Below are 26,109 nucleotides of genomic sequence, written 5' to 3' on the forward strand. Positions count from 1 at the left end.
TAGCAAAATAAAAACATGAGTACTCTTCAAATTGGTTTAGCAATTGCAGGCGGCGTGGTCTTGGCGGGTGTGGTGGCACACAGCACATGGACATCGCGTAAAAACAAGCCCCGTCAGGCCGAGCCGCTGCCACAAGACAAAAGCATCGAGCCTGCGGCCTACGCGCCCGACTATGGCCAGCCGCAAGAGCCGTCATTTGATGTGCCTGTGAGTTTCGAACCTCATCACGAACCCGAGGCATTGGCAACGCCCAGCAGCATTGCACCCACCTATGAAACCAGCGGCGGCCTAGACCCCGTGAGTGACATGGCCCGCAGCATGATGGAAGAGGCCACGGCTCACGCCCAACGCGTGCCGGATGAAGCTGAACTGGCTCGCATCGCCGAAGCCAAAGCCGCTGCGGCGAAAGCTGCGGCAGAGCGCGCCGCTCAGCAAGCAAGCCAAGCGCCCGAGGTGGCGCCAACTGCTCCCAGTGTGGCCAAGGTCATGGCCTCCGCCACCTCTGACTTGCCCCCGCCCGAAAAGCGTCCCGCCCTTGACGCCCTGATCGATGTCATCGCGGCCATCGAAATTGACAGCCCCATCTTTGGCGATGCAGCTTTGGCAGCCTTGCCCGCCACGCGCCGCGTGGGTAGCAAACTGTTCAGTGTGGAAGGCCTCAACGCGGATACTGGTCTTTGGGAGCTACCCCGCCACGGTCAGCGTTACAGCGCGTTCCAGTCGGGCGTGCAGCTGGCCAACCGTACCGGCCCCTTGAATGAAATCGAGTTCTCCGAGTTCGTCACCAAAACACAAGCATTTGCCGATGCCATCAACGCCGCGCCTGAATTTCCAGACATGCTGGAAGAAGTGGCCCGTGCTCGCGAACTCGACAGTTTTGCCAGCGCACATGACGCGCAATTGAGCTTCACCTTGAAGGCCACCAAAGCCGCTTGGAGCCCAGGCTACGTGCAGCAAAACGCGGCACGCTTGGGCTTTATTGCCGGTGTGTTGCCAGGCCGCATGGTGGTGCCTGCACCCACGGCAGGCTTGCCCCCCATCTTGGGGCTCACCTTTGACTCGCAAGCTGCGATGTCGGAAGACCCCACGCAATCGGCCATTTATGAGCTCACCTTGTCACTCGATGTGCCGCAAGTGGATCGCAAAGAAGAGCCGTATGCCCGCATGATTCAAACCGCTTATGAACTGGCGCGTGTGATGGATGGCGCCATTTCAGACGACAACGGCCAAGCCTTGTCTGAGGCGGCCATCAGTGCCATTGCCCGCGACCTCATGGCCTTGTACGACACACTCGACGCGCGTGATTTGTCGGCAGGCTCGCCGCAAGCGCGTCGCTTGTTCAGCTAATTCAAAGGTCAGGCAGCATGAGCACCGCTGACTTATTTAGCGGCTCTGCCGCTAACTCCGATGGTGGCGGCGATGCCCAGCAAGGCGACGTCGCTGCGCAAGCCGCCGCCTTGCGCAAGCAACTTCACCACCACGGCCATCAGTACTACGTGCTGGACGCGCCCACCATCCCCGATGCCGAATACGACCGCTTGTTCAAAGCGCTTCAAGCATTAGAAGCGGCATACCCCGAACTGCTCACCCCCGATTCACCCACCCAGCGCGTGGGTGGCAAGCCCTTGGACGCGTTTGCCAAGGTCACGCACCGCGTGCCCATGCTCAGCATTCGCACTGAGACCGACACCGAAGCCAGCGGCGCTGAAGCCTTTGACACCCGCATCCGCAAAGAACTGGGCTTGAGCGATGCCGAGCCCGCAGTGGACTACGTGGCCGAGCTGAAGTTTGACGGCCTCGCCATGAGCCTGCGCTACGAACACGGTGTGCTGGTGCAAGCCGCCACCCGAGGTGATGGCGAAACCGGCGAGGACGTGACCCAAAACATCCGCACCATTGGCCAAATCCCGCTGCGCTTGCCAGCCAACGCGCCTGCCGTGCTGGAAGTGCGCGGCGAGGTCCACATGACCCGCGCCGACTTTGAGGCCCTCAACGAGCGCCAACGCACCCGCATCGCCGCAGGCGAAAAGGGCGAAAAAACCTTTGTGAATCCGCGCAATGCCGCAGCCGGAGCCGTGCGTCAGCTCGACCCCGCCATTGCCGCACAGCGCCCCTTGAGCTTCTTTGCCTATGGCTTGGGTGACATCACGCCCGCCGAAGACGGTGGCCCCGTGTTCAACACCCACTACGACTTGCTCATGGCTTTGAAAGCCTGGGGCTTCCCCGTGGCCGAGCAAACCGCGTGTGTGCAAGGCGCGGCGGGCTTGGTGGACTTTCACCAACGCATGGGGCAAGCGCGTGATGCCTTGCCTTTTGACATTGACGGCGTGGTCTACAAGGTCAACAGCTTGGCCGCGCAGCGTCAGCTGGGCTTCGTCACCCGCGAACCCCGCTGGGCCGTCGCGCACAAATACCCCGCGCAAGAACAGCTCACCACTGTGCAAGCCATTGAAGTGCAAGTGGGCCGCACCGGCAAACTCACACCTGTGGCCAAGCTCGCGCCCGTATTTGTGGGTGGCGTGACCGTGACCAACGCCACCTTGCACAACGAAGACGAGGCCCGCCGCAAAGACGTGCGCGTGGGCGACACCGTGGTGGTGCGCCGCGCGGGCGATGTGATTCCCGAAGTCGTGTCGGTGCTGCCTGAAAAACGCTTGCAAGACGCGCAAATCTTCACCATGCCTCACAGCTGCCCCGTGTGCGGCAGCGTGGCCGTGCGCGAAGAAGGCGAGGCCGACTATCGCTGCACGGGCGGGCTGTTTTGCAGCGCCCAGCGCAAGCAAGCCATCCTGCACTACGCGCATCGCCGCGCGGTGGAGATTGAAGACTTGGGCGACAAGCTGGTGGATCAGCTGGTAGACGCCGGCGTCATCAAAACCTTGCCCGACCTCTACCGCATGGGCTTTACCGCCTTGGTCAACTTAGAGCGCATGGCCGAAAAGTCGGCCAACAACGTGCTGGCCAGCATTGAAAAGTCCAAGCAAACCACGCTGCCGCGCTTTTTGTTTGGCCTCGGTATTCGCCACGTGGGCGAGGCCACGGCGAAAGAGCTGGCACGCCACTTCGGCAAGATGGACGCCATCATGGATGCCACGCTGGAGCAATTGCTGCAAGTGGCCGATGTCGGACCCATCGTGGCGCAAAGCATTCGCACCTTCTTTGACCAGCCCCACAACCGCGAGGTGGTGGAGCAGCTGCGTGCTTGTGGCGTGACGTGGACAGAGGGCGAACCCACCGAAGGAGCAAGCCTGCCACTGGCTGGCCAAACCTTTGTGCTGACTGGCACCTTGCCTACGCTGAGCCGCGACCAAGCCAAAGACATGCTCGAAGCCCTAGGCGCCAAAGTGGCAGGCAGTGTGAGCAAGAAAACCCATTGCGTGGTGGCTGGGGCAGAGGCGGGCAGCAAGCTCGACAAAGCGCAAGAGCTGGGCATCAAAGTGCTAGACGAAGCGGGGCTCTTGGCATTGGTGGCCGAGTCTGGCGGTGCGGCGCCCAGCGCAGCTTGAGGGAAACACAATGGCTGTTCGCGAGATTTTGAAAATGGGCGATGCCCGCTTGTTGCGCATAGCTCAGCCGGTAACTGCATTCAACACGCCTGAGTTGCATGCGTTGCTCAAAGACCTGGACGACACCATGCAAGCCGCCAATGGTGCAGGCCTTGCAGCGCCGCAAATTGGTGTCGATTTGCAAGTGGTGGTGTTTGGCTCGGGCGAGGTCAACCCACGCTACCCCGATGCGCCGGTGGTGCCTTACACCGTGCTCATCAACCCCGTCCTCACCCCGATTGGGGATGAGGAAGAAGAGGGCTGGGAAGGTTGCTTATCCGTGCCGGGATTGCGCGGCGTTGTGCCACGTTTCAAACATTTGCGTTACCAAGGTTTTGACGAGACAGGCCAACCCATTGACCGCACGGTAGAGGGCTTTCATGCGCGGGTGGTGCAGCACGAGTGCGACCACCTGATTGGCAAGCTGTACCCCATGCGGGTGCGTGACTTCTCGCGCTTTGGTTATACCGAGGTGTTGTTTCCGGGCTTGGATGACGCAGACGATTAAGCCTGCAAGGCGGCCAATAGTTCTGTCTCAATCTCCAGCTGTGCTTTGTTTTGCTGCAAAGCCGCACCGTCAATCAAGAACGTATCTTCCACCCGCTCGCCCAAGGTGCTGATTTTGGCCAGCAACAAGTTCACCTTGTGGTTGGCCAACACACGCGCCACGCTGTAGAGCAAGCCCACACGGTCGCTGGCACTGATGCTGAGCAACCACTTTTGTGCACGCTCGTCAGGTTGCAAAGTCACACGCGGCGCGATGGGGAAGCTCTTCACGCGGCGAGATTGGCGGCCTTTGCCAACCGCAGGCAAAGGTTTGGCTTCGTTGATCGCCTCGCTCAAACCAGTTTCCACCAAGTTGATGAGATCACGGTAGTGCTCTTCAAAATGGCCGCTCACCACTTGGAAGGTGTCCAGCGCGTAGCCATTCGTGGCGGTGTGCACTTTGGCATCCCAAATGCTGAAACCCGCTTGGTCAAAGTAGCCGCAAATTCGGGCAAACAAATCGGGCTGATCGGGCGAGTACACCATCACTTGCAAGCCTTCGCCCACGGGCGACAAGCGTGCGCGCACGGTCACGCCCATAGGCTTGTCTTGCGACTTGGCCACCGACAAGCTGCGCGAGAGCTGGCGGGTGTGCCACGCAATGTCAGCCGCATCGTGGCGCATGAAGTAGCCCACATCCAAGGTTTCCCACAAATCTTTATGGGCCTCGAACGGCAAGGCATACAAGGCGAGCATGGTGAGGGCTTCGGTCTTGCGTTGCTCCACTGCCGCATCGGCATCAGGGGCGCGTCCACCCAGCACACGGGCGGTGTAGCGGTAGAGGTCTTCCAGCAGCTTGCCTTTCCAAGCGTTCCACACCTTGGGGCTGGTGCCGCGAATGTCGGCCACGGTGAGCAAATACAAAGCCGTGAGGTTGCGCTCATTACCCACACGCTTGGCGAAGGCTTGAATCACATCGGGGTCGCTCAGGTCTTGCTTTTGCGCCACATGGCTCATGGTCAAGTGTTCACCCACCAAGAACTCGATGAGCTTGCCGTCTTCTTTGCTCAAGTCATGGTCGCGTGCAAATTTGCGCACTTCGCCACGGCCGAGTTGCGAGTGGTCCCCGCCACGGCCTTTGGCTATGTCATGGAACAAAGCAGCGGCAAACAAAATCCAAGGCTTGTCCCAGCCGGCCGCGAGTTGCGAGCAAAACGGATATTCGTGCGCATGCTCGGCCATGAAAAAGCGGCGCACATTGCGCAGCACCATGAGGATGTGTTGGTCTACGGTGTAGACGTGAAACAAGTCATGCTGCATTTGCCCCACGATGCGACGGAAAGGCCACAGGTAGCGACCCAGCACCGAGGTTTGGTTCATCAAACGGATGGCGTGCGTCATGCCGCTGGGCGCTTGCAAGATGCGCATGAACATCTCACGGTTGGCCGGATCAGCGCGGAACTTGCCGTCCATCAACGTGCGGGCGTTGTACAGCGCACGCAGGGTGCGTGCCGATAAGCCGCTGATGCCCACCGTGTTTTCGTACAACCAGAAGGTTTCCAAAATCGCGTGGGGGTTGTTTTGGTAGACGTCGTCGCTCGTCACTTCAAGCATGCCGGCCTTGTCGGCAAAGCGCTCGTTGATGGGGCGCAAGGTGTGTTGGTTGCTGCTCAGGCGCTCTTCGATGTTGAGCAACAAAATTTGGTTGAGCTGCGTCACCGCTTTGGCAGCCCAGTAGTAGCGCTTCATCAGCGCTTCGCTGGCAACGCGGGCGTTGAAGTTGCCTTCATCGTCGTTGCCCAGCCCCAAGCTCTGCGCCACGGCGTGCTGCATGTCAAACACCAAACGGTCTTCGCGGCGCTTGGCCGCTAAGTGCAAGCGGGTGCGGATGAGGGCCAAGGCATCTTCATTGCGCTTGAGCTGCTTGACTTCAAAATCGGTGGCCAAGCCTTTGCGTCCCAAACTCTCCCAGCTGTCGCCCAAGCCTGCGGCTTTGGCCACCCACAACACCACTTGCAAGTCGCGCAGGCCACCGGGTGATTCTTTGCAGTTTGGCTCCAGCGAATAAGGCGTGTTTTCAAACTTGGCGTGGCGTTGGCGCATCTCAGCGGTTTTGGCCACAAAGAACGCTTTGGGGTCTAACGCGATCGCGTAATGCTTTTGGAAGGTTTTGAACAGCTTGACGCTGCCCACCAAAAAACGCGCTTCCAAGAGCGAGGTTTGCACGGTGATGTCGGCCGAAGCTTCTTGCACGCACTCGGTGACGGTACGCACGCTAGAGCCAATTTCTAAACCTGTGTCCCAGCAGCTGCCGATGAATTTTTCAATCTGCGCTTTGAGATGCTCGTCTTTTTCAGGCGAAGTGCCATCGGGCATGAGCAAGAGCACATCCACGTCGGAGTACGGATACAACTCGCCACGGCCATAGCCACCCACTGCAGCGAGGCAAAAGTTGTTGTCAAAGCCTGCCGCGTCCCACAGCGTACGCAAGGTGGTGTCGGTCATGTTGCACAGCTTGTGCAACAAGTTGTTGACGCTACGAGGGGTGGTTGAGCCGGACGCGGCCAGCAGCAAAGCCGCCTTGTCCTTTCGGTACAGATTAGCCAAGGCGTTCATCGCGGGTGCTTAACAGCAGGTAGTGGTCACAAAGTCGGGCAGGGCGGGGCTGCCTTCAGAGAGGGTCAGCACCTCGTAGCCCGTGGGCGTGACGAGGATGGTGTGTTCCCACTGGGCGGAGAGCGAGTGGTCGCGTGTGACGATGGTCCAACCGTCGCCCAACTCTTTGATGTCTTTCTTGCCCGCGTTGATCATGGGCTCGATGGTGAAGGTCATGCCTTCTTGCAATGTTTCGCCAGTGCCGGGCTTGCCGTAGTGCAGCACTTGCGGCTCTTCGTGGAACACCTGGCCAATGCCGTGACCGCAAAACTCGCGCACCACCGAGCAGCCGTTGCTCTCAGCAAAGCGCTGAATGGCAAAGCCAATGTCACCCAAACGTGCACCGGGCTTGACCTTGACGATGCCATGCCACATAGCTTCGTAGGTGAGCTTGCACAAACGCTTGGCCGCAATAGAGGCCTCGCCAACGATGAACATGCGGCTAGTGTCGCCATGCCAGCCGTCTTTGATGACGGTGATGTCGATGTTGACGATGTCGCCTTTTTTCAGCGCCTTGTCATTGGGAATGCCGTGGCATACCTGGTGGTTGATGGATGTGCAGATCGACTTGGGATAGGGGTTGTTGCCCGATGGGTCGTAGTTCAACGGCGCTGGGATGGCTTTTTGCACATCCACGATGTAGTCGTGGCACAGCTTGTCCAGCTGGTTGGTCGTCACGCCAGGCACCACATGCGGGGTGAGGAAATCGAGAACTTCGGAGGCCAGCTTGCCCGCGATGCGCATGCCTTGTGCGCCTTGGGCGTCTTTGATGGAAATGGTCATGGATTGGATTATCCCATCCGCAGCTAAACACCTGCTTCTGGGGCTGAATTGTGTACAAAACACCTTCGGTAGCCACGTAAAATCTAGCCTTTGCCGACCAGCCCCAGTCAGCGGCCCGGCATGAATTGATTTCTGTCTCTATCTCAAGGCCCTCCGTGTCTCTGCACATCAGCATTTTCGAAGGCGGCAACGCCCTCAGCGACTTCCGTGTTCAACAACTTTTGCCACGTTTGGCTGCGATTGCGCCCAGCATTCAAGGCCTGAGCGCCCGCCATGTGCACTTGGTCGCCAGCGTCGACGCGCTGAGTGCCGAGCAGCAAAAAACCTTGGCAGCTTTGCTGACCTACGGCGAGCCGGCCCACGGTAGCCAAGACGGTGTGTTGTTGGTGGTCACGCCCCGCATGGGCACGGTGTCGCCTTGGGCGTCTAAGGCCACCGACATTGCGCACAACTGCGGTTTGCCCATCAAACGCGTGGAGCGCATCACCGAGTTCCGAGTGCAGCTCAAGGACGGCTTGCTGAGCAAAGCAGCGCTGAGCCCCGAGCAACTCGCTCAAGTGGCCGACCTGTTGCACGACCGCATGACCGAGTCCGTCATGCCCGCGCGTGACGAGGCCTTGGGCCTCTTTACCGAGCTGCACCCCGCGCCGATGGAGCAAGTGGATGTGCTGGGCGGTGGCGAAGCCGCGCTGCGCGACGCCAACACCCGCTGGGGCTTGGCTTTGGCCGAGGACGAAATTGCGTATTTGGTCAACGCTTTCACGCAACTCAAACGCAATCCCACCGATGTGGAGCTGATGATGTTTGCGCAGGCCAACAGCGAGCACTGCCGCCACAAAATTTTCAATGCCGAGTTCACCATCGACGGTGAGGCGCAGCCTCACAGCCTGTTTGGCATGATTCGCCATACTGAAAAAACCAGCCCGCAATACACGGTGGTGGCGTATTCGGACAACGCTTCCATCATGGAAGGCAACCCCGTGCAGCGTTTTGTGGCCGTGAACAACGGCAAAGACCTGCCTCAGTACGAAAAAGTGGCTGCCACCAACCATGTGTTGATGAAGGTCGAAACCCACAACCATCCCACCGCCATTTCGCCATACCCCGGCGCATCCACCGGCAACGGCGGCGAGATTCGTGACGAGGGCGCCACAGGCCGTGGCTCCAAGCCCAAGGCGGGCATGACCGGCTTTACCGTGTCCAAGCTGTGGGACAGCAATTTGGGCCGCCCCGCGCACATGGCCAGCCCCTTGCAAATCATGATCGACGGCCCCTTGGGTGGCGCGGCGTTCAACAACGAGTTTGGCCGTCCCAACCTCACCGGCTATTTCCGCGAGTACGAACAAGAAGTGGCCGGCGTGACACGCGGCTACCACAAGCCCATCATGATTGCGGGCGGCTTGGGCGTGATCGACAGCGAACAAACCAAGAAAATTGAATTCCCCGCAGGCACTTTGCTGATTCAACTCGGCGGCCCCGGCATGCGCATTGGCATGGGCGGCGGCGCAGCCAGCTCCATGGCCAGCGGCACGAATGCGGCTGAGCTGGACTTTGACTCGGTGCAACGCGGCAACCCCGAGATCGAGCGCCGTGCACAAGAGGTCATCAACCATTGCTGGGCGCAAGGCAAGGCCAACCCCATCCTCGCTATTCACGATGTGGGCGCAGGCGGCTTGTCCAACGCCTTCCCCGAGCTGACCAATGATGCAGGCCGTGGCGCACGTTTTGACTTGCGCGCCGTGCCGCTCGAAGAATCAGGCTTGGCCCCCAAAGAAATTTGGTCCAACGAAAGCCAAGAGCGCTATGTGTTGGCCATTGCGCCTGAGTCGCTTGACCAGTTCAAAGCCTTCTGCGAGCGCGAACGTTGCCCGTTTGCGGTGGTCGGTGTGGCGACCGAAGAGCGCCAACTGGTGTTGGCCGACGAAGGCGCAGCCGTGCAGCCCGTGGACATGCCCATGGATGTGCTGCTCGGCAAGCCGCCCAAAATGCACCGCGACGTCAAGCGTGTGGCGCGCACCAGCGCCCCGATGGACCTCACGGGTGTGAGTTTGCAAGATGCCGTGATTCAAGTGCTGAGCCACCCCACGGTGGCGAGCAAGCGTTTCCTCGTCACCATTGGCGACCGCGCCGTGGGTGGCCTGACGCACCGCGACCAAATGGTCGGCCCATGGCAAGTGCCTGTGGCCGATGTGGCCGTGACCTTGGCCGACTACCAAAGCTTCGCAGGCGAGGCCATGAGCATGGGCGAACGCACGCCCTTGGCCGCCTTGAACGCCCCCGCCTCGGGTCGCATGGCCGTGGCCGAGGCCATCACCAACTTGTTGGCGGCCCCGATTGATTTACCCCGCGTCAAGCTCAGCGCCAACTGGATGGCCGCGTGCGGCGAAGCGGGCGAAGATGCCGCCTTGTACGACACCGTCAAAGCCGTGGGTATGGAACTGTGCCCCGCCTTGGGCATTTCCATCCCCGTGGGCAAAGACAGCTTGTCCATGCGCACGCAGTGGACCGACCACGGTGAGACCAAAAAAGTCACGTCGCCTGTGAGCCTCATCATCAGCGCGTTTGCCACTTTGGGCGATGTGCGTGGCACGCTCACGCCTCAGCTCGACGCCAGCGAAGACACCACCTTGGTCTTGGTGCAGTTGGGCGAAGGCCAGCGCCGCATGGGCGGCAGCGTGTTAGGCCAAGTGCTCAACCAGGCGGGTGACCAAGTGCCCGACCTTGACAACCCGCAAGAGCTGGTGGCCTTGGTGAAGGCCATCAACACCTTGCGTGCGCAGGGCAAGATCTTGGCTTACCACGACCGCAGCGACGGTGGTTTGATGGCCGCCGTTTGCGAAATGGCCTTTGCAGGTCAAGTGGGCGTGGCGCTGAATGTGGACATGCTCATCACCGAGGGCGACGGCATCACCGACAGCCGCGCCGAGTACGGCGACTCGAAAAACTGGGCCACCCAAGTCAGCGCCCGTCGTGAAGAGCTCACCCTGCAAGCTTTGTTCAATGAAGAGTTGGGCGTGGTCTTGCAAGTGCGCAGCAGCGAGCGCAACGACGTGATGCAAGTGCTGCGCGAGCATGGTCTGTCTAAACACAGCCACTTTGTGGGCAGCACACGCCCCGAGTCGTCGACCGTGGACAAAGGCAAGGGCCAAGTGAGCGTGTGGCGCGACACCAAAGAGGTGTTCAGCGCCTACTTGCACGACCTTCACCAAGTGTGGGACAGCGTGAGCTGGAAGATTTGCCAGCAGCGCGACAACCCTGCCTGCGCCGACGCCGAACACGCCAGCAAAGGCGTGCCCACCGACCCCGGCATGCATGTGCATTTGCCAGCGGGTGTGTTGGACGATGTGGCCGCGCCTTTCATCAACGTGGGTGCCAAACCCAAAGTGGCCGTGCTGCGCGAGCAGGGCGTCAACTCGCATGTGGAAATGGCCTACGCCTTTGCCGCCGCAGGCTTTGACGCTTACGACGTGCACATGACCGACTTGCAAACGGGCCGCGCCAAGCTGCAAGACTTCAAAGGCTTGGTGGCTTGCGGAGGCTTCAGCTACGGCGACACCTTGGGCGCAGGCATTGGCTGGGCGCGCTCCATCACGTTCAACCCCACGCTGTCGGCGCAAATGCAAGCCTTCTTTGCCCGCACCGACACCTTTGGCTTGGGCGTGTGCAACGGCTGCCAAATGTTTGCCGAGTTGGCCGACATCATTCCTGGCGCGCAAGACTGGCCACGCTTCACCACCAACCAAAGCGAGCGCTTTGAAGCGCGTTTGAGCATGGTGGAGGTGTTGGAGTCACCCTCGCTGTTCTTCGCAGGCATGGCCGGTGCGCGCTTGCCCATTGCCGTGGCGCACGGCGAAGGCTTTGCCAACTTCAGCCAACGCGGCAATGCCGCCAAAGTGCTGCCCGCCATGCGCTTTGTGGACAACCACGGTGCAGCCACTGAGGCCTATCCGTTCAACCCCAACGGCAGCGCCGGTGGCTTGACGTCCGTCACCACCGCCGACGGCCGCTTCACCGCCATGATGCCGCACCCCGAGCGCGTGTTCCGCAACGTGCAAATGAGCTGGACCGATTTGAACGCCTCTGGTGGCATCGAGGCGTTTAGCCCATGGATGCGCATGTGGCGTAATGCGCGTAAGTGGGTTGGCTAATACGCCGCAGCACAAACGAAAAACGCAGCTTAGCGCTGCGTTTTTTTATGGGGGCTTGAACGGGCTAGGTTGGCTTCATCAAGTAGATCACACGCTGCTTGATCTTGTCTTGCCAGACCTTGGCAATACCTGGCGTTTCGGCCAAGGTCGACAATGCAGCCAAATCCGGTCGATGCTCACGCCACAGCGTCATGGCTTGGTGCAGGGTCGGGGCGTGGCTGGCAGCTTCGTGCAACACCAAGGTGTCGGTGGGATTGACCACACCCGTTTGCAGCACGCGCCAGTACCAGCCGGTGAGCAGGTGTTGGTCGATGAACAAGGCCATGCCGTCTGCGCCAAAGCGCTCGTCAATCTTCCAGCATGGGTTGCGCGGTTGACAGACTTGAATCAGCGCTGTGCCGAGTTGCCACACATCGCCTAGGCGCACATCGTGTTCGTCCAAGTCGGGCGTGGCGATGTTTTCGCCCATGCTGCCGGGCTGCATCAACGCTGCAGCTTCGTCAAACTTAGCAGCCAGCTGGGCGTAGTGGCGTGTGGGGTAGAGGTGCACCGCTTTGTCGGGCCCGCCGTGCACGCGCAGGTCGGCTTGTTGGTCGCCTTCGAAGCCGTTTACACCCAAAGCAATCGGCGATTGCACGGCAGTTTTGTACATGCCCGTAGGGCGCCCCGTTTCGGGCAAGGCGCGCACTTGGCCAATGAAGATAGAAACCGTTGCGCTGCGTGGTGAAGTCATTTGCGCCTAGGCTGCGTCATGGGCGTGTTTTGTAAAACGTGATGGGTGACTCGGCCATCTCTTTGACACGTTGGTTGAGCACCGACTTTTTCATCTTGCCCACCACATGCATCTCGCAGGGCTTGCAGTCAAAGCGCAGGGTGAGTTTTTCGCTGCCGTTGATGAGCATGAGCGGCTCGGCCTTGACCGTGCCTTGCACCCCTGTCACGCCCTTGGCTTGCTTGGGGCATAGGCTCATGCTGAAACGCACGCAATGCTTGGTGATCATCAGGCTGGCTTCGCCCAGTTCTTCGTGGCTTTCGTACGCAGCTTCAATCACTTTCACGCCATGCTTGGCATAAAAGTCGTGGGCTTTTTGGTTGAAGACGTTGGCTAGGTAGGTGAGCGAGTCTTCGGGGTAGGTCGCAGGGGGCTGCACTGCGGCTAAGCGTGTGGGGCGTTGGTAAGCGTCTAAACGCGCTTGCTCCAAAGCCGCCACCGCATCGCGGCGCAAAGCGTTGATGGACGAGGCTGGCACAAACCACGCTTGGCTCAAATTGAGTTGCAGATTGAGCACTTCAAACGCGGTAGCGCCAAATTTGCCCAAGTTCTCGCGCAGGCTGGCGTCGTTGCGCACCGCGTCTTTGGCGAGTTCTTTGGGGCAGGAGAGGGCGGCGGCTGCCGTGTGGCCATCTTCGTCGGTGAGTTTGAGCTCAAAGCCTTGCGGCGTTTCTGCCAACTCGGCCCACACGCCTATGCGGCGCTCGCTCGATGTTTTTTCAAGCCCGCGCACCCAGTCCATGTCGCGGTTGCGGTTGATGACCATGCCTGCACGCAAATCGCGAAAGCCTTCCATCGGGTCTTTGGGGAACAAGCGCCACACGCCTTTCTTGGCCGTCGCTTCGGCGCGGTTGATGGCCACGCCCACCAGTTCTTTTTGCAGGTCGTAGTAGCACAGGCCATCGCCGTTGTGCAGCACGGCCGCCTTGTCGTAAGGCTTGACTTCGAGCCAGTTCGTGCCCGTAGCCGTGACTTCGCCCAACACAATGCCGGGGTTTTTGGGCGAATCAAACGCGCCAATGTCTTCTTTGCGGCCTTGCACAAAGTAGTCGGTGAATTCGCGGTTGAAGTTCTGCTCGGGGTTGGGCGTGAAGTACAGCGTGGTGTTGCCACTCGATGCGCGGGCCAACGGTGGGCGCTCGGGGTCGGCTGAGTATTGGCGTGACTCGATTAACTCGTCGATCAACACGCGGTAGTGGCCGGTGATGTTTTTCACATAGGCCATGTCTTTGTAGCGGCCTTCGATTTTGAAGCTGCGCACACCGGCGTCGACCAAGGCGGCGAGGTTCTCGCTTTGGTTGTTGTCTTTCATCGAAAGCACATGCTTGTCGTGGGCAATGAAGCGGCCTTGTGCATCGGTGACGTGATAGGGCAGGCGGCAGGCTTGGCTGCAGTCGCCACGGTTGGCGCTGCGACCTGTGTGCGCATGGCTGATGTAGCACTGGCCGCTGTAGGCCACGCACAAAGCGCCGTGTACGAAGAACTCCAGCTTGCAGCGGTCCATGTCGAGCACATCGTGGATGGCTTGGATTTGCGGCAGCGTCAGCTCACGCGCCAAGACGATTTGCGAAAAGCCCACGTCTTGCATGAACTTCGCCTTCTCGGGTGTGCGAATGTCGGTTTGCGTGCTGGCGTGCAATTGGATGGGCGGTAAGTCCATTTCCAAAAACGCCATGTCTTGCACGATCAGCACATCGGCACCTGCACGGTAGACATCCCACGCCATTTTTTGCGCGTCTTCCAATTCGTCGTCACGCAAGATGGTGTTGAGGGTGATGAAAATTTTGCTGTTGAAGCGGTGCGCCTCTTTGCACAGGCGTTCGATGTCTTGCAAGCTGTTGCCCGCGCTGGCGCGAGCGCCAAATGCAGGGGCCCCGATGTACACCGCATCGGCCCCGTGGTGAACGGCGGCAATGCCAATGTCTGCATCGCGGGCGGGGGCAAGCAGTTCGAGTTGGTGGTTGAGCAAGGACATGGTGCGATTATCTGAAAAACAAAAGCGGCCCGAAGGCCGCTGTGTGCATGAGGCAAAGGTGAATTACTCGACCTTGGCTTTGGCGCGCAATTCTTGTTGGAAAGCAGCCATGCGCTGTTGGGTCATTTGTTGCACGATTTGTGGCTTCACCTCTTCCAAAGAGGGCAATTGCGCTTCACGCACATCGTCCAAACGGATGATGTGGAAACCAAATTGGCTTTGCACGGGGGCAGAGACTTGGCCTTTGTTCAAAGCGACCATGGCTTCAGAGAACTCTTTGACGTAATTGCCAGCAGCCGCCCAATCGAGATCACCACCGTTGGCACCTGAGCCTGGGTCTTTGGATTGCTTTTTGGCGATGTCTTCAAACTTGCCACCTTTTTTCAAGCTGGCGAGGATGGCTTCAGCTTGCTCCTTGGTTTCCACCAAGATGTGACGTGCGCGGTACTCTTTGCCACCGTTGGCTGCCACGAATTTGTCGTATTCGGCTTGCACATCGGCGTCAGTGACCGCAGATGTTTTTTGGAATTCAGCGAACAACTCGCGAATCAAAATGGTTTGGCGTGCCAACTCAATTTGAGCTTTGTATTCGTCAGTGGAATCCAAGCCACGCTTTTGCGCTTCTTGCATGAAGATTTCGCGCGCAATGACTTCTTCTTTGATTTGGGCTTCGACCTCAGGTGTGATGGGACGGCCAGAGCGAGCCACTTGCTGCTTGAGTGCCTCGACACGGGTCGAGGGCACAGCCTTGCCATTCACGATGGCGATGTTTTGTGCCGAAGCGCCCATGCTCAAGCAGGCAAAGGCAGCAGTAGCAACAGCGGTCCAAATCATTTGTTTTTTCATGTCAGGTCTCAGGTGTGTTCGATGACTTCAATGGCCAAGGCGTGCAAGCCTTGATCAATATATTCTTGCAACGCATCATACACAAGGCGATGACGTGCAACCCGCGATTTACCAATGAAAAGGGCACTTTGAATGCGAACCCGAAAATGGGTCCCAAAGCCTGTGCCGTTGGCGCCTGCATGGCCTGCATGTGCAGCGCTTTCGTCTAAAACTTCCACGAACTCAGGATTTAAACGCGCTTGTAATTTTTGTGTCAGCGCCTGTGCCGTGATGGTCATGCGCCGTCCTCTGGCTGGTCTTGCATGAAGCGACTCATGTAAATGCCTTGAGCCACCACAAACACCAACATAAGCCCCAAACCACCAAAGAGTTTGAAGCTCACCCAAGTGTCGGTGTCAAAGTGATTGGCCACCCAAATGTTGATGCAGCCCATCACGGTGAAGAAGCAAGCCCAGCTGTGCAGCAACACACCCCAAGCATGATCGGGCAAAGTGACTTGTGCGCCCATGAGTTGTTGAATGAAATTACGCTTGAACACGAAGTGACCCACCCACAAAGCGCCGCCCATGAGCCAGTACAACACCGTAGGCTTCCATTTGATGAAGGTTTCATCTTGGGTGAGCAAGGTTGCGCCACCAAACACGACGATGACACCCAAGCTGACCCACTGCATGGGTTCCACAAAGCCGTTTTTGCGCCAGAGGTAGCCAATTTGCACGACGGTGGCCGCAATGGCCACGGCAGTGGCGGCCATGATTCCCCAAGTTTTGAAGGTGATGAAAAAGAGGATGATGGGGAAAAAATCGAGGAGTAATTTCATACGTGCTTTATGTCTTAGCTAGGCACGAAGTCTAACGAAGCCGAGTTCATGCAGTAGCGCAAGCCCGTGGGGGCAGGGCCGTCTTCGAATACATGGCCCAAGTGTGCCTCGCACTGACTGCAGACCGTTTCCACACGCACCATGCCGTGGCTGGTGTCTCTGCGCTCGGCAATGGCATCAGCACTGGCGGCCGTGTGAAAGCTAGGCCAGCCGCATCCAGCATCAAACTTGGTGGATGAATCAAACAATTTGGCACCACAGCAAATGCAGTGGTAGCTGCCGCTTTGCCAATGGTCTTCGTACTTGCCTGTGAATGGCCGCTCAGTGGCGGCTTGGCGTGTGACAGCAAAGGCCACGGGCTCGGCGTTTTTAGCTGCCAGCAACACACGCCATTCTTGTTCGGTTTTGTGAATCGTCATGAAGAACAACTGATTTCGATAGAAGATGCCCATTCTGGCGCAAGGCCAGCCCAAGTTTCGTAAGTGGGATGTTCGTCAAAAGGGCTGTGCAATACATGCAGCAGGTCTTGCACCATCGCAAAGTTGCCTGCTTTCGCTTGGCGAATGGCCAGCTCGCCCAAATGGTTGCGCAAAATGTATTTGGGGTTGGTGCGCAACATGGCGTCTCCCGTGGCTTGGCGGTCGATTGCTCCTAAACGGTCGAGGTAACGTGTGCACCACGCATCAAACACCTCGCGGTGAAGAAAGAGATCACGTACCGGCTCAAACGCATGGCTGCTGTGCGCCGATTCGCGCACGGCGATGCTCAAACGCCGCCAAAACACGGTGTAGTCCACATGGTCTTGTTGCAGGGCTTGCAACAGGTCCTCGACCAACGTACGGTCGCCTTCGTGCGCCCCTTGCAGACCCAGCTTGTCGCGCATGCGTTGGTCCATCGCTTCAGGAAACGCTTGCTTGTAGCTCTCTAAAGCCGCCAAGGCGGGGCCTTGCTCGTCAATCAACGGCATCAACGCTTGGCCGAGACAAAACAAATTCCAATACGCGATTTGGGGCTGCCGCGCATAGGCATACCGGCCTTGGTGGTCTGAGTGGTTGCAAATGTGGTTGGCGTCAAATCCGTCCATGAACTGAAATGGCCCGTAGTCAAGCGTGAGGCCCAAAATGCTCATGTTGTCCGTGTTCATCACGCCGTGACAAAAGCCCACGGCTTGCCAATCTGCCATCAACGCCGCCGTGCGTTGCGTGACTTCGTGCAACAAAGCCACATAGCGTTGCGCACCCTGCATGGCCTGCAACTTGGGGACGTGCTCTGCCACCACATGGTCTGCCAAGGTGCGTAGTTCGTCGATTTGTCCATTGGCAGCGAAATGCTCAAAGTGGCCAAAACGCACAAAGCTAGGGGCGATGCGGGTCACGACAGCAGCGGTCTCCACTTCTTCGCGATGCACATGGGCGGGTGAGCCCGTGACGCACAAGGCCCGCGTGGTGGAAATGCCTAAGCCATGCATGGCCTCGCTCGCTAAAAACTCACGGATGCTAGAGCGCAACACAGCGCGGCCATCGCCTCGGCGCGAATAAGGCGTGGGGCCTGCACCTTTGAGCTGCAGTTCATGTAAGCCAATGGGGCTTTGTATTGCGCCCAGATTCAAGGCGCGGCCATCGCCTAACTGTCCAGCCCAGTGCCCAAACTGATGGCCGCTGTATACGCTGGCATAGGTGGCATGGTTCGCGGGCTCACGGTTGCCAGTCAACAACTCAAGCACCTCTTGCTGTTGCCAAAGTTCGTTGGGTAAACCTAGCTGAGCCCGAAATGCGTCATTGCACCCAACCCAATGAGGTGCTGGCAATGGCGTGGGGGACGTGGGTGTGGCAAATGACGCGCCAAGTGCTGCAAAGCCTGCATTGCCAGAGGCGCTTAGCCAAGGCAACTCAACAGTAGGGATGGCAGGGCGATGAAACATGGTCGCCATTGTCTCGGGTTATCCATAGGCTGGTTTTTTGTGGGTGATCCTCAAATGCTTGAAAGTATTGGCACAATAACAAAAAAGCACGATCGTGCGAAAACATAAAACACCAGGAGAACCACCATGCTCGGCTTGATGCAAAACCAACCGCTGCTCATCTCAAATTTGATTGAGTTCGCAGACAAACACCATGGCGACAGCGAAGTCGTGTCTCGACGGGTAGAAGGGGATATTCACCGTTATACGTGGTCTGATGTAGCTCGTAGATCACGCCAAGTGGCGAATGCACTCGACGGCATGAAGCTGGCATTCAGTGATCGGGTGGCCACCATCGCATGGAACGGTTATCGCCACTTAGAGCTTTACTTTGGCGTCAGTGGTTCGGGCCGCGTGTTGCACACCATCAATCCTCGCTTGCACCCAGAACAAATTGCTTGGATCGTCAATCATGCCGAAGACCAAGTGCTGTGCTTTGACATGACCTTCTTGCCCATCATTCAAGCCGTGCACAGCAAGTGCCCGACGGTCAAGCAGTGGGTGGCCATGTGCGACGCCGACAAACTACCCGCTGACAGTGGCATCCCCAACCTCGTGAGCTACGAAGCTTGGATGGGCCAACAAAGCACCCGCTATACATGGCCTGTGTTTGATGAGAACACTGCGTCGAGCATGTGCTACACCAGCGGCACCACAGGCAACCCAAAAGCTGCCTTGTACAGCCACCGCTCGACGACCTTGCACGCTTACGCCGCCGCACTGCCAGATGTGATGTCCATTTCTGCCCGCGACTCGATCCTGCCTGTGGTTCCCATGTTTCACGTCAACGCCTGGGGCATCCCCTACAGCGCCGCGCTCACAGGCGCCAAACTGGTGTTCCCAGGCCCAGGCATGGACGGCAAATCCGTCTATGAAATGATCGAAAACGAAGGCGTCACCTATGCGGCTGGCGTGCCCACGGTGTGGCAAATGTTGCTGGGCTACATGAAACCCAATGGCTTGAAGTTCTCCACCTTGAAGCGCACCGTGATTGGTGGCTCAGCTTGCCCGCCTGCCATGATTGACGCCTTCCGCGAGGACTACGGCGTGGATGTGTTGCATGCCTGGGGCATGACTGAACTCAGCCCACTGGGCACTTTGTGTACCTTGAAAAACAAACACCTCAAGTTGCCCAAAGAAGAGCAAATGAAGTTGTTGATGAAGCAAGGCCGCTCAATCTACGGCGTCGACATGAAAATCGTCAACGACGCTGGCGAGGAGCAACCCCACGACGGCAAAGCCTACGGTGACTTGTTGGTGCGTGGTCCTTGGGTTGTTGCCAACTATTTCAAAGGCGAGGGCAACCCGCTGGTGAAAGACAAAGACGGCCTGGATTGGTTCCCCACAGGCGATGTGGCCACGATTGATGCCGATGGCTTCATGCAAATCACCGACCGCAGCAAAGACGTCATCAAATCGGGCGGCGAGTGGATCAGCTCCATCGACATTGAAAACATCGCCGTGGCGCATCCTGCTGTGGCAATGGCCGCGTGCATTGGTGTGGCGCATCCCAAGTGGGACGAGCGCCCCATCGTGGCCGTGGTGAAAAAACCAGAAGCACAGGTGAGTCGCGAAGAGTTGTTGGCTTTCTACGAAGGCAAGACTGCCAAGTGGCAAATCCCAGACGATGTGGTGTTTGTCGATGCCATCCCCATCGGGGCCACCGGCAAGATGCTCAAAACCAAATTGCGCGAGCTGCTCAAAGACTACAAGCTGCCCAACACTTAAAACCAAGAATTCGTTTTCAAAAGGAAATCCGATGAGTGCAGACTACCAAGTACACGGCGATGTGGCCGTGATCACGCTGAACAACCCACCCGTCAACGGCATGGGGCTAGAGACCCGCCGCGCCTTGGTGTCGGGTATTGCGCAAGCGCAAGCTGATGCTGCGGTGAAAGCCGTGGTCATCACGGGACACGGCAAAGCGTTTTCAGGTGGCGCAGATGTGCGCGAGTTTGGCTCGCCCAAAGCCTTCCAAGAACCCAACTTGCTCAGCGTGATTTCATGCGTGGAAAACTGCAGCAAGCCCGTGGTGGCGGCCATGCACAGCGTGGCTATGGGTGGCGGCTTAGAGCTTGCCTTGGGTTGCCACTATCGCATCTGTGCACCAGGCACCAGCATCAGCATGCCTGAAGTCAAGCTCGGACTCATTCCAGGCGCAGGCGGCACACAACGCTTGCCACGCGCCTTGGGCGTCGAACCCGCGTTGAACCTCATCGTCAGCGGCGAAGCCGTCAAGAGCGAGATGCTCAGCATGGTGCCCGGCCAAAAGCTGTTTGACCAAATGGCCATGTCCGCACAAAGCCTGATGGACGAAGCCATTGCCTACGCACGCGAAGTGGCCGATGTGCGCCCTTTGCCCAAAGTGCGCGACTTGCCATGCAAGCACGCACAAGGCGATGCGTACTTCCAGTTTGCCCGCAACATGGTCAAAGGCATGGCTAAGAACTACCCCGCACCACCTAAAGCGGTGGATGCGGTGGAGCAGGCCACTAAGAAGAAGTTTGACGACGGCATGATGTTTGAGCGCGAGCACTTCATCAACCTCATGTGGACGCCTGAGAGCCGTGCCTTGCGCCATTTGTTTGGCGCCCAACGCGCAGCCAGCAAAATTGCCGATGTGCCCAGCGATACACCGGTGCGCGACATCAAACTGGTGGCCGTCATTGGGGCAGGCACCATGGGCGGTGGCATTGCCATGAACTTTTTGAACGCAGGCATTGCCGTCAAAATACTGGAAACCAAACAAGAAGCCTTAGACCGTGGCGTGGCCACGATCAAGAAAAACTACGAAGACCGTGTCAAAAAAGGCAAGCTCAAAGAAGACAAGGCTGCCCAGCGCGTGGCGCTGCTCAGCACCACGCTGAGCTACGACGACATCAAAGACGCCGACCTCGTGATTGAGGCTGTGTTTGAGGACATGGGTGTCAAAGAAGCGGTGTTCAAACAACTCGATGCGGTGATGAAGCCGGGCGCGATTTTGGCGTCCAACACCTCGACCTTGGACCTCAACAAAATTGCCCACTTCACCAAGCGTCCGCAAGACGTGGTGGGCTTGCACTTCTTCAGTCCTGCCAACGTGATGAAGCTGCTCGAAGTGGTGCGTGGCAAAGACACCGCTAAAGACGTGCTGGCCACCGCGATGGACGTGGCCAAGAAAATTAAGAAGATTGCCGTGCTCTCCGGCGTGTGCGATGGTTTCATTGGTAACCGCATGATTGACCAATACGCGCGTCAAGCCGGCTTCTTGCTCGACGAAGGCTGCACCCCAGCGCAAGTGGATCGCGCCCTTGAAAAATTTGGCTGGGCCATGGGCCCATTCCGCATGAGCGACTTGGCGGGCAACGACATTGGCTGGGCCATCCGCAAGCGCCAATACGCCGAAAACCCCACACGTCGCTACAGCAAAACCGCCGACCTGTTGTGCGAACAAGGTCGCTTCGGTCAAAAAACCGGTGCGGGTTGGTACGACTACAAGCCTGGCAAACGCGATGCCATCCCCAACAAAGATGTCGAGGCCATGATTGCCAAACACCGCGAAGATCTGGGCATCAAGCCACGCAAGATCAGCGATGAAGAAATCGTGCAGCGCCTGAACTTTGCGTTGGTCAACGAAGCTGCGCACATTTTGGAAGAGGGCATTGCTAGCAAGGCCAGCGACATCGACATGGTCTACATCAGCGGTTACGGCTTCCCCATCTTCCGCGGCGGCCCCATGAACTACGCCGACGAGTTGGGCTTGTTCAACGTGGTGCAAGCCATGCAACGCTTTGCCACCAACCCCCACGATGATGCCGAGTTTTGGAAGCCCGCACCTTTGCTCGCCAAGCTCGCCGCTGAAGGCAAAACCTTCAACTGAACCGAATTTAAGGAATCCCTATGACCAACGCTGTCATCGTCTCTACCGCCCGCACACCGCTTGCCAAAAGCTGGAAGGGCTCTTTCAACATGACCCACGGCGCAACCTTGGGTGGTCACGTCGTCAAACACGCCATTGCGCGCGCTGGCATTGAAGCTGCCGAAGTGGACGACGTCATCATGGGCTGCGCCTTGCCCGAAGGCGCAACCGGCACCAACATTGCCCGTCAAATCGCACTCATGGCCGATTGCCCTGTGTCGGTATCGGGCATGACCATCAACCGTTTTTGTTCTTCAGGTTTGCAAACCATTGCCACCGCTGCGCAGCGCATCATTGCGGGCGAGGGCGATGTGTATGTAGCCGGTGGCGTAGAAAGCATCTCGTGTGTGCAACAAGAGATGAACCAACACATGCTGATGGATTTGGCGCTCAACAAAAAGAAGCCAGAGATCTACTGGAACATGCTGCAAACCGCCGAGAACGTGGCCAAGCGCTACAACATTGGCCGCGAAGCGATGGACGAATACGGCGCACGCAGCCAGCAACGCGCTGTTGCTGCACAAGCGGCGGGTTTGTTTGATGCAGAAATTGCCGCCATCACCGTCAAAGCTGGCATTGCCGACAAAGTGATGGGCTTGATGACCAAGCAAGTGACGGTCAGCAAAGACGAGGGCATCCGCGAAGGCTCGACCGTTGAAGCCTTGGCCAACCTCAAGTCCGCCATGCCCGGTGGTTTGATTTCTGCGGGCAATGCCAGCCAGTTTTCAGACGGCGCGGGCGCTTGCGTGGTGATGAGCGAAGAGCTCGCCAGCAAACGTGGCCTAAAGCCCTTGGGCCGCTTCCTCGGCTTTGCCGTGGCCGGCTGCGAGCCAGACGAAATGGGCATTGGCCCTGTGTATGCGATTCCCAAAGTGCTCAAGCGCCTAGGTCTTGGCATGGGCGACATTGACCTGTGGGAACTCAACGAAGCCTTTGCGGTGCAAGTGCTGTACTGCCGCGACAAACTCGGCATCCCCGATGACCGCTTGAACGTCAACGGCGGTGCAATCGCCGTGGGCCACCCCTATGGCGTGAGCGGCCAACGCTTGGTCGGCCATGCCTTGATTGAAGGCAAACGCCGTGGTGCCAAACGCGTCTGCGTGACCATGTGCATTGGCGGTGGCATGGGCGCTGCGGGCATCTTCGAAGTTCTGTAACACCACAAGGAGAACATCATGCAAGAAAGCTTTGGCGCTTACATCCCGTTTGTCGACCATCTCGGTTTTGAGTTGGTGTTCTTTGACGATGGCTATTCAGAGCTGCGTTACACGCCCGAACCGGAGCACATGAATTCGTTCAATGTGACGCATGGCGGGGCGGTGATGACGTTCTTAGATGTGACACTGGCCTCGGCTGCACGCAGCGTGGACCGGGGCATGGGGGTGGTCACGATTGAAATGAAAACCTCGTTCATGCAGCCTGCCAAAGGTGAGTTGACGGGCAAAGGGCGGTTGATGCACCGCACTGGGAGTATGGCGTTTTGTGAGGGGACGTTGTTGGATGCGCAAGGGAATGTGTGTGCGCATGCGACGGCTACTTTTAAGTACGTCAAGCGTGATGCGGGGCCTACTGAGTTGCATGAGGTGTCTACGGACTAGCTCTGGTTGCGCTCGGAGAGTGGGCTACCCTTCGGTGGCTCGGGGTTGCGGTATGCCAAAAGCGGCTTACATCGCTGCGCGACGAATGGCGCCGCCTTGGCACACCACAACCCCTTTTTATTGGGTGGTACGAGGCACATAAACACCTACCACAAACCTCGATAGCTAAGCCAAGTCTGTTTTCAAGTGTCACTCTGAGCTAAGGCAAAATTGCCGACTTTGACGAAACAGCCTTCCTTCAAACATGCAAAAAATTACCCGCCAACTGGCGGACGAAATCAAGATCTCCGAAGCCCAAGTGCGCTCTGCCGTTGAGTTGCTCGACGGTGGCGCAACCGTGCCTTTTATTGCCCGTTACCGCAAAGAAGTCACAGGCGGTTTGGATGACATTCAGCTTCGTGAACTCGAAGCGCGCCTGAGCTACCTGCGCGAGCTGGAAGACCGCCGCGCTGCGGTGATCAAGAGCATTCAAGAACAAGGCAAGCTCACGCCCGAGTTGTTGGCTGCTATTGAAGCTGCACCCACCAAGCAAGAGCTGGAAGACATTTACTTGCCGTTCAAGCCCAAGCGCCGCACCAAGGGCATGATTGCTAAAGAAGCTGGCTTGGAGCCACTGGCCGACAAGCTGTTTGCCGATCCCACACTCAACCCCAATGTAGAAGCCGAAGCGTTCATCTTGCCTGCGGGCAAGATTGAAGGGGCCGACTTCACCACCGTGGCTGCTGTCCTTGACGGTGTGCGCGACCTGTTGAGCGAGCGTTGGGCTGAAGACGCGTCGCTGGTTCAATCTTTGCGCGAGTGGCTGTGGGCTGAAGGCTTGTTCCGCAGCAAGCTGGCCGCTGGGAAAGACGAAAACAACCCCGATGTGGCGAAGTTTCGTGACTACTTTGAATATGACGAGCCCATTGGCCGCGTGCCCTCGCACCGCGCCTTGGCCGTGTTCCGTGGCCGTGCACTAGAAATGCTCGACGCTAAATTGGTTCTGCCCGTCGAACCCGAGCCTGGTAAGCCTAGCTTGGCCGAAGGCAAGATTGCTTTGCACCTCGGCTGGAGCCATTCGGGCAGGGCAGGGGACGATCTGATTCGCAAATGCGTGGCGTGGACGTGGCGTGTGAAGCTCAGCCTCTCTACCGAGCGCGACTTGTTCACACGTCTGCGTGAAGAAGCTGAAAAGGTGGCCATCAAAGTGTTTGCCGACAACCTGCGCGACTTGTTGCTGGCAGCCCCTGCAGGCCCGCGCGTGGTGATGGGCCTGGACCCTGGCATTCGCACTGGCGTGAAAGTGGCTGTGGTCGATGCCACGGGCAAGCTGGTGGAAACATCTACCGTCTACCCACACGAGCCGCGCAAAGATTGGGATGGCTCGCTCTACACCTTGGCCAAGTTGGCCGAGAAGCATGGCGTGAACCTCATTGCCATTGGCAACGGCACAGCCAGCCGCGAGACCGACAAACTGGCGGGTGAACTCATCAAGCTTATGGCTAAACACGATGCATCCAAGGTCATCGACAAAGTGGTGGTGAGCGAAGCAGGTGCGTCGGTGTACAGCGCCAGTGAATACGCCAGCCAAGAGATGCCCGATGTCGACGTGAGCCTGCGCGGTGCGGCCAGCATTGCACGTCGCTTGCAAGACCCCTTGGCTGAGTTGGTGAAGATTGACCCCAAATCCATCGGCGTGGGTCAGTACCAACACGATGTGAACCAAAGCGAACTCGCCCGCACCCTCGAAGCTGTGGTGGAAGACTGCGTGAACAAAGTGGGCGTGGACCTGAACACCGCCAGCGTGCCATTGCTCACCCGTGTGTCGGGCCTCTCGACCACCACCGCCAAAGCCGTGGTGCGTTGGCGCGAAGCCAATGGCGCGTTTGCCAACCGCCAGCAGTTGCTCAAAGTCACCGGCCTCGGCGCGAAAACGTTTGAGCAAAGCGCAGGCTTCTTGCGCATCCGCAACGGCGACAACCCGCTGGACATGACCGCGGTGCACCCCGAAACCTACCCCGTGGTCGAGCGCATCATGGCGCAAACGGGAAAGCCCGTGGCCGAGCTGATGGGCCGCGCAGACATGCTCAAAACACTGAAGCCCGAGCTGTTTGCCAATGACACCGTGGGTGTGATCACCGTCAAAGACATCTTGAGCGAACTCGAAAAGCCAGGCCGCGACCCGCGCCCCGACTTCAAAGTGGCCAAACTGCAAGACGGCGTGGAAGACATCAAAGACCTGAAGGTCGACATGGTGCTCGAAGGCACGGTCAGCAACGTGGCCGCCTTTGGCGCGTTTGTCGACTTGGGCGTGCACCAAGACGGCCTGATTCACGTGAGCCAACTCAGCAACAAGTTCATCACCGACGCGCGCGAAGTGGTGAAGACCGGCGACATCGTCAAAGTGAAGGTGTTAGAGGTCGACGTGGCCCGCAAACGCATCAGCTTGACCATGAAGATGGATGGCGCACCTGCGCGTAAAGATGGACCTCGCGACAACCGCTTTGAACACGCTGGCCGTGACAACCGCCAACGTGGCAGTGGCAGCTACAGCAGTGGCTACACCGCACCACCGCAAGCGGCAGCAGGCTCGGCCATGGCTAGTGCATTTGCCAAGCTGCAAGGTTTGAAGAAGTAATCACAA

Annotated in this window: 18 protein-coding genes; 9 read left to right on the forward strand and 9 right to left on the reverse strand. The window is 58.4% G+C overall.

Annotated elements, in window-relative coordinates; all coding sequences use genetic code 11:
* Positions 1-15 precede the first annotated feature (15 nt).
* Genes QMG27_RS06400 through def form a run of 3 tightly spaced genes read left to right on the forward strand, consistent with a single transcriptional unit; the run spans position 16 to position 4,053 of the window.
* Complete coding sequence (locus QMG27_RS06400; RefSeq protein WP_281810235.1) at positions 16-1,347, forward strand: cell division protein ZipA C-terminal FtsZ-binding domain-containing protein; 1,332 nt, start codon at positions 16-18, stop codon at positions 1,345-1,347.
* A gap of 17 nt (positions 1,348-1,364) precedes the next feature.
* Positions 1,365-3,506 (forward strand): NAD-dependent DNA ligase LigA, encoded by a 2,142-nt coding sequence (ligA, locus tag QMG27_RS06405; protein ID WP_281810236.1) that lies wholly within the window; start codon positions 1,365-1,367, stop codon positions 3,504-3,506.
* A 10-nt stretch (positions 3,507-3,516) separates the two neighbouring features.
* Positions 3,517-4,053, forward strand: coding sequence for a peptide deformylase (def, locus tag QMG27_RS06410; protein ID WP_281810237.1), 537 nt, complete (start codon positions 3,517-3,519; stop codon positions 4,051-4,053).
* Here the strand turns inward: def and QMG27_RS06415 are convergent.
* Both QMG27_RS06415 and map read right to left on the reverse strand, forming a co-directional pair.
* Entirely contained in the window at positions 4,050-6,647 is a 2,598-nt protein-coding gene (locus tag QMG27_RS06415) for a [protein-PII] uridylyltransferase (RefSeq protein WP_281810238.1), read from the reverse strand. The genes def and QMG27_RS06415 overlap by 4 nt on opposite strands.
* 9 nt (positions 6,648-6,656) lie before the next feature.
* A complete protein-coding gene (gene map, locus QMG27_RS06420; RefSeq protein WP_281810239.1) occupies positions 6,657-7,469 on the reverse strand; it encodes a type I methionyl aminopeptidase in 813 nt (270 codons plus the stop codon).
* A 155-nt stretch (positions 7,470-7,624) separates the two neighbouring features.
* On the opposite strand from map, the gene purL reads away from it, so the two are divergent.
* Positions 7,625-11,617, forward strand: a complete 3,993-nt coding sequence (purL, locus tag QMG27_RS06425; protein ID WP_281810240.1) for a phosphoribosylformylglycinamidine synthase — start codon at positions 7,625-7,627, stop codon at positions 11,615-11,617.
* A 64-nt stretch (positions 11,618-11,681) separates the two neighbouring features.
* On the opposite strand, the gene QMG27_RS06430 is transcribed toward purL, so the two are convergent.
* From QMG27_RS06430 to QMG27_RS06460, 7 genes are all read right to left on the reverse strand, one after another.
* Positions 11,682-12,350, reverse strand: coding sequence for an MOSC domain-containing protein (locus tag QMG27_RS06430; RefSeq protein WP_281810241.1), 669 nt, complete (start codon positions 12,348-12,350; stop codon positions 11,682-11,684).
* Positions 12,351-12,366: 16 nt separating this feature from the next.
* A complete protein-coding gene (locus tag QMG27_RS06435) occupies positions 12,367-14,364 on the reverse strand; it encodes a U32 family peptidase (RefSeq protein ID WP_281810242.1) in 1,998 nt (665 codons plus the stop codon).
* 63 nt (positions 14,365-14,427) lie between these two features.
* Positions 14,428-15,210, reverse strand: coding sequence for a peptidylprolyl isomerase (locus QMG27_RS06440; protein WP_281810243.1), 783 nt, complete (start codon positions 15,208-15,210; stop codon positions 14,428-14,430).
* 8 nt (positions 15,211-15,218) lie between these two features.
* Positions 15,219-15,488, reverse strand: coding sequence for a BolA family protein (locus QMG27_RS06445; protein WP_281810244.1), 270 nt, complete (start codon positions 15,486-15,488; stop codon positions 15,219-15,221).
* A complete protein-coding gene (locus tag QMG27_RS06450) occupies positions 15,485-16,030 on the reverse strand; it encodes a septation protein A (protein ID WP_281810245.1) in 546 nt (181 codons plus the stop codon). The genes QMG27_RS06445 and QMG27_RS06450 overlap by 4 nt, the downstream gene beginning before the upstream one ends.
* A 14-nt stretch (positions 16,031-16,044) precedes the next feature.
* Positions 16,045-16,449: a peptide-methionine (R)-S-oxide reductase MsrB gene (gene msrB, locus QMG27_RS06455; protein WP_281810246.1), complete on the reverse strand. Its 405-nt coding sequence runs from the start codon at positions 16,447-16,449 to the stop codon at positions 16,045-16,047.
* A complete protein-coding gene (locus QMG27_RS06460) occupies positions 16,446-17,951 on the reverse strand; it encodes a protein adenylyltransferase SelO (RefSeq protein WP_281810247.1) in 1,506 nt (501 codons plus the stop codon). Before QMG27_RS06460 ends, msrB begins: the two co-directional genes overlap by 4 nt.
* Before the next feature lie 126 nt (positions 17,952-18,077).
* Here QMG27_RS06460 and QMG27_RS06465 point away from each other — a divergent pair, with 126 nt between their 5' ends.
* From QMG27_RS06465 to QMG27_RS06485, 5 genes are all read left to right on the forward strand, one after another.
* Positions 18,078-19,718 (forward strand): 3-(methylthio)propionyl-CoA ligase, encoded by a 1,641-nt coding sequence (locus QMG27_RS06465; protein ID WP_281810248.1) that lies wholly within the window; start codon positions 18,078-18,080, stop codon positions 19,716-19,718.
* Between the two features lie 31 nt (positions 19,719-19,749).
* Positions 19,750-21,849: a 3-hydroxyacyl-CoA dehydrogenase NAD-binding domain-containing protein gene (locus tag QMG27_RS06470; protein WP_281810249.1), complete on the forward strand. Its 2,100-nt coding sequence runs from the start codon at positions 19,750-19,752 to the stop codon at positions 21,847-21,849.
* A 20-nt stretch (positions 21,850-21,869) separates the two neighbouring features.
* A complete protein-coding gene (locus QMG27_RS06475; protein ID WP_281810250.1) occupies positions 21,870-23,045 on the forward strand; it encodes an acetyl-CoA C-acyltransferase in 1,176 nt (391 codons plus the stop codon).
* Positions 23,046-23,063: 18 nt separating this feature from the next.
* Entirely contained in the window at positions 23,064-23,486 is a 423-nt protein-coding gene (locus QMG27_RS06480) for a PaaI family thioesterase (protein WP_281810251.1), read from the forward strand.
* A gap of 244 nt (positions 23,487-23,730) precedes the next feature.
* Complete coding sequence (locus QMG27_RS06485; RefSeq protein WP_281810252.1) at positions 23,731-26,103, forward strand: Tex family protein; 2,373 nt, start codon at positions 23,731-23,733, stop codon at positions 26,101-26,103.
* Positions 26,104-26,109 lie beyond the last annotated feature (6 nt).

It is taken from the genome of Limnohabitans sp. MORI2 (assembly GCF_027925025.1).
GTDB lineage: Bacteria > Pseudomonadota > Gammaproteobacteria > Burkholderiales > Burkholderiaceae_C > Limnohabitans.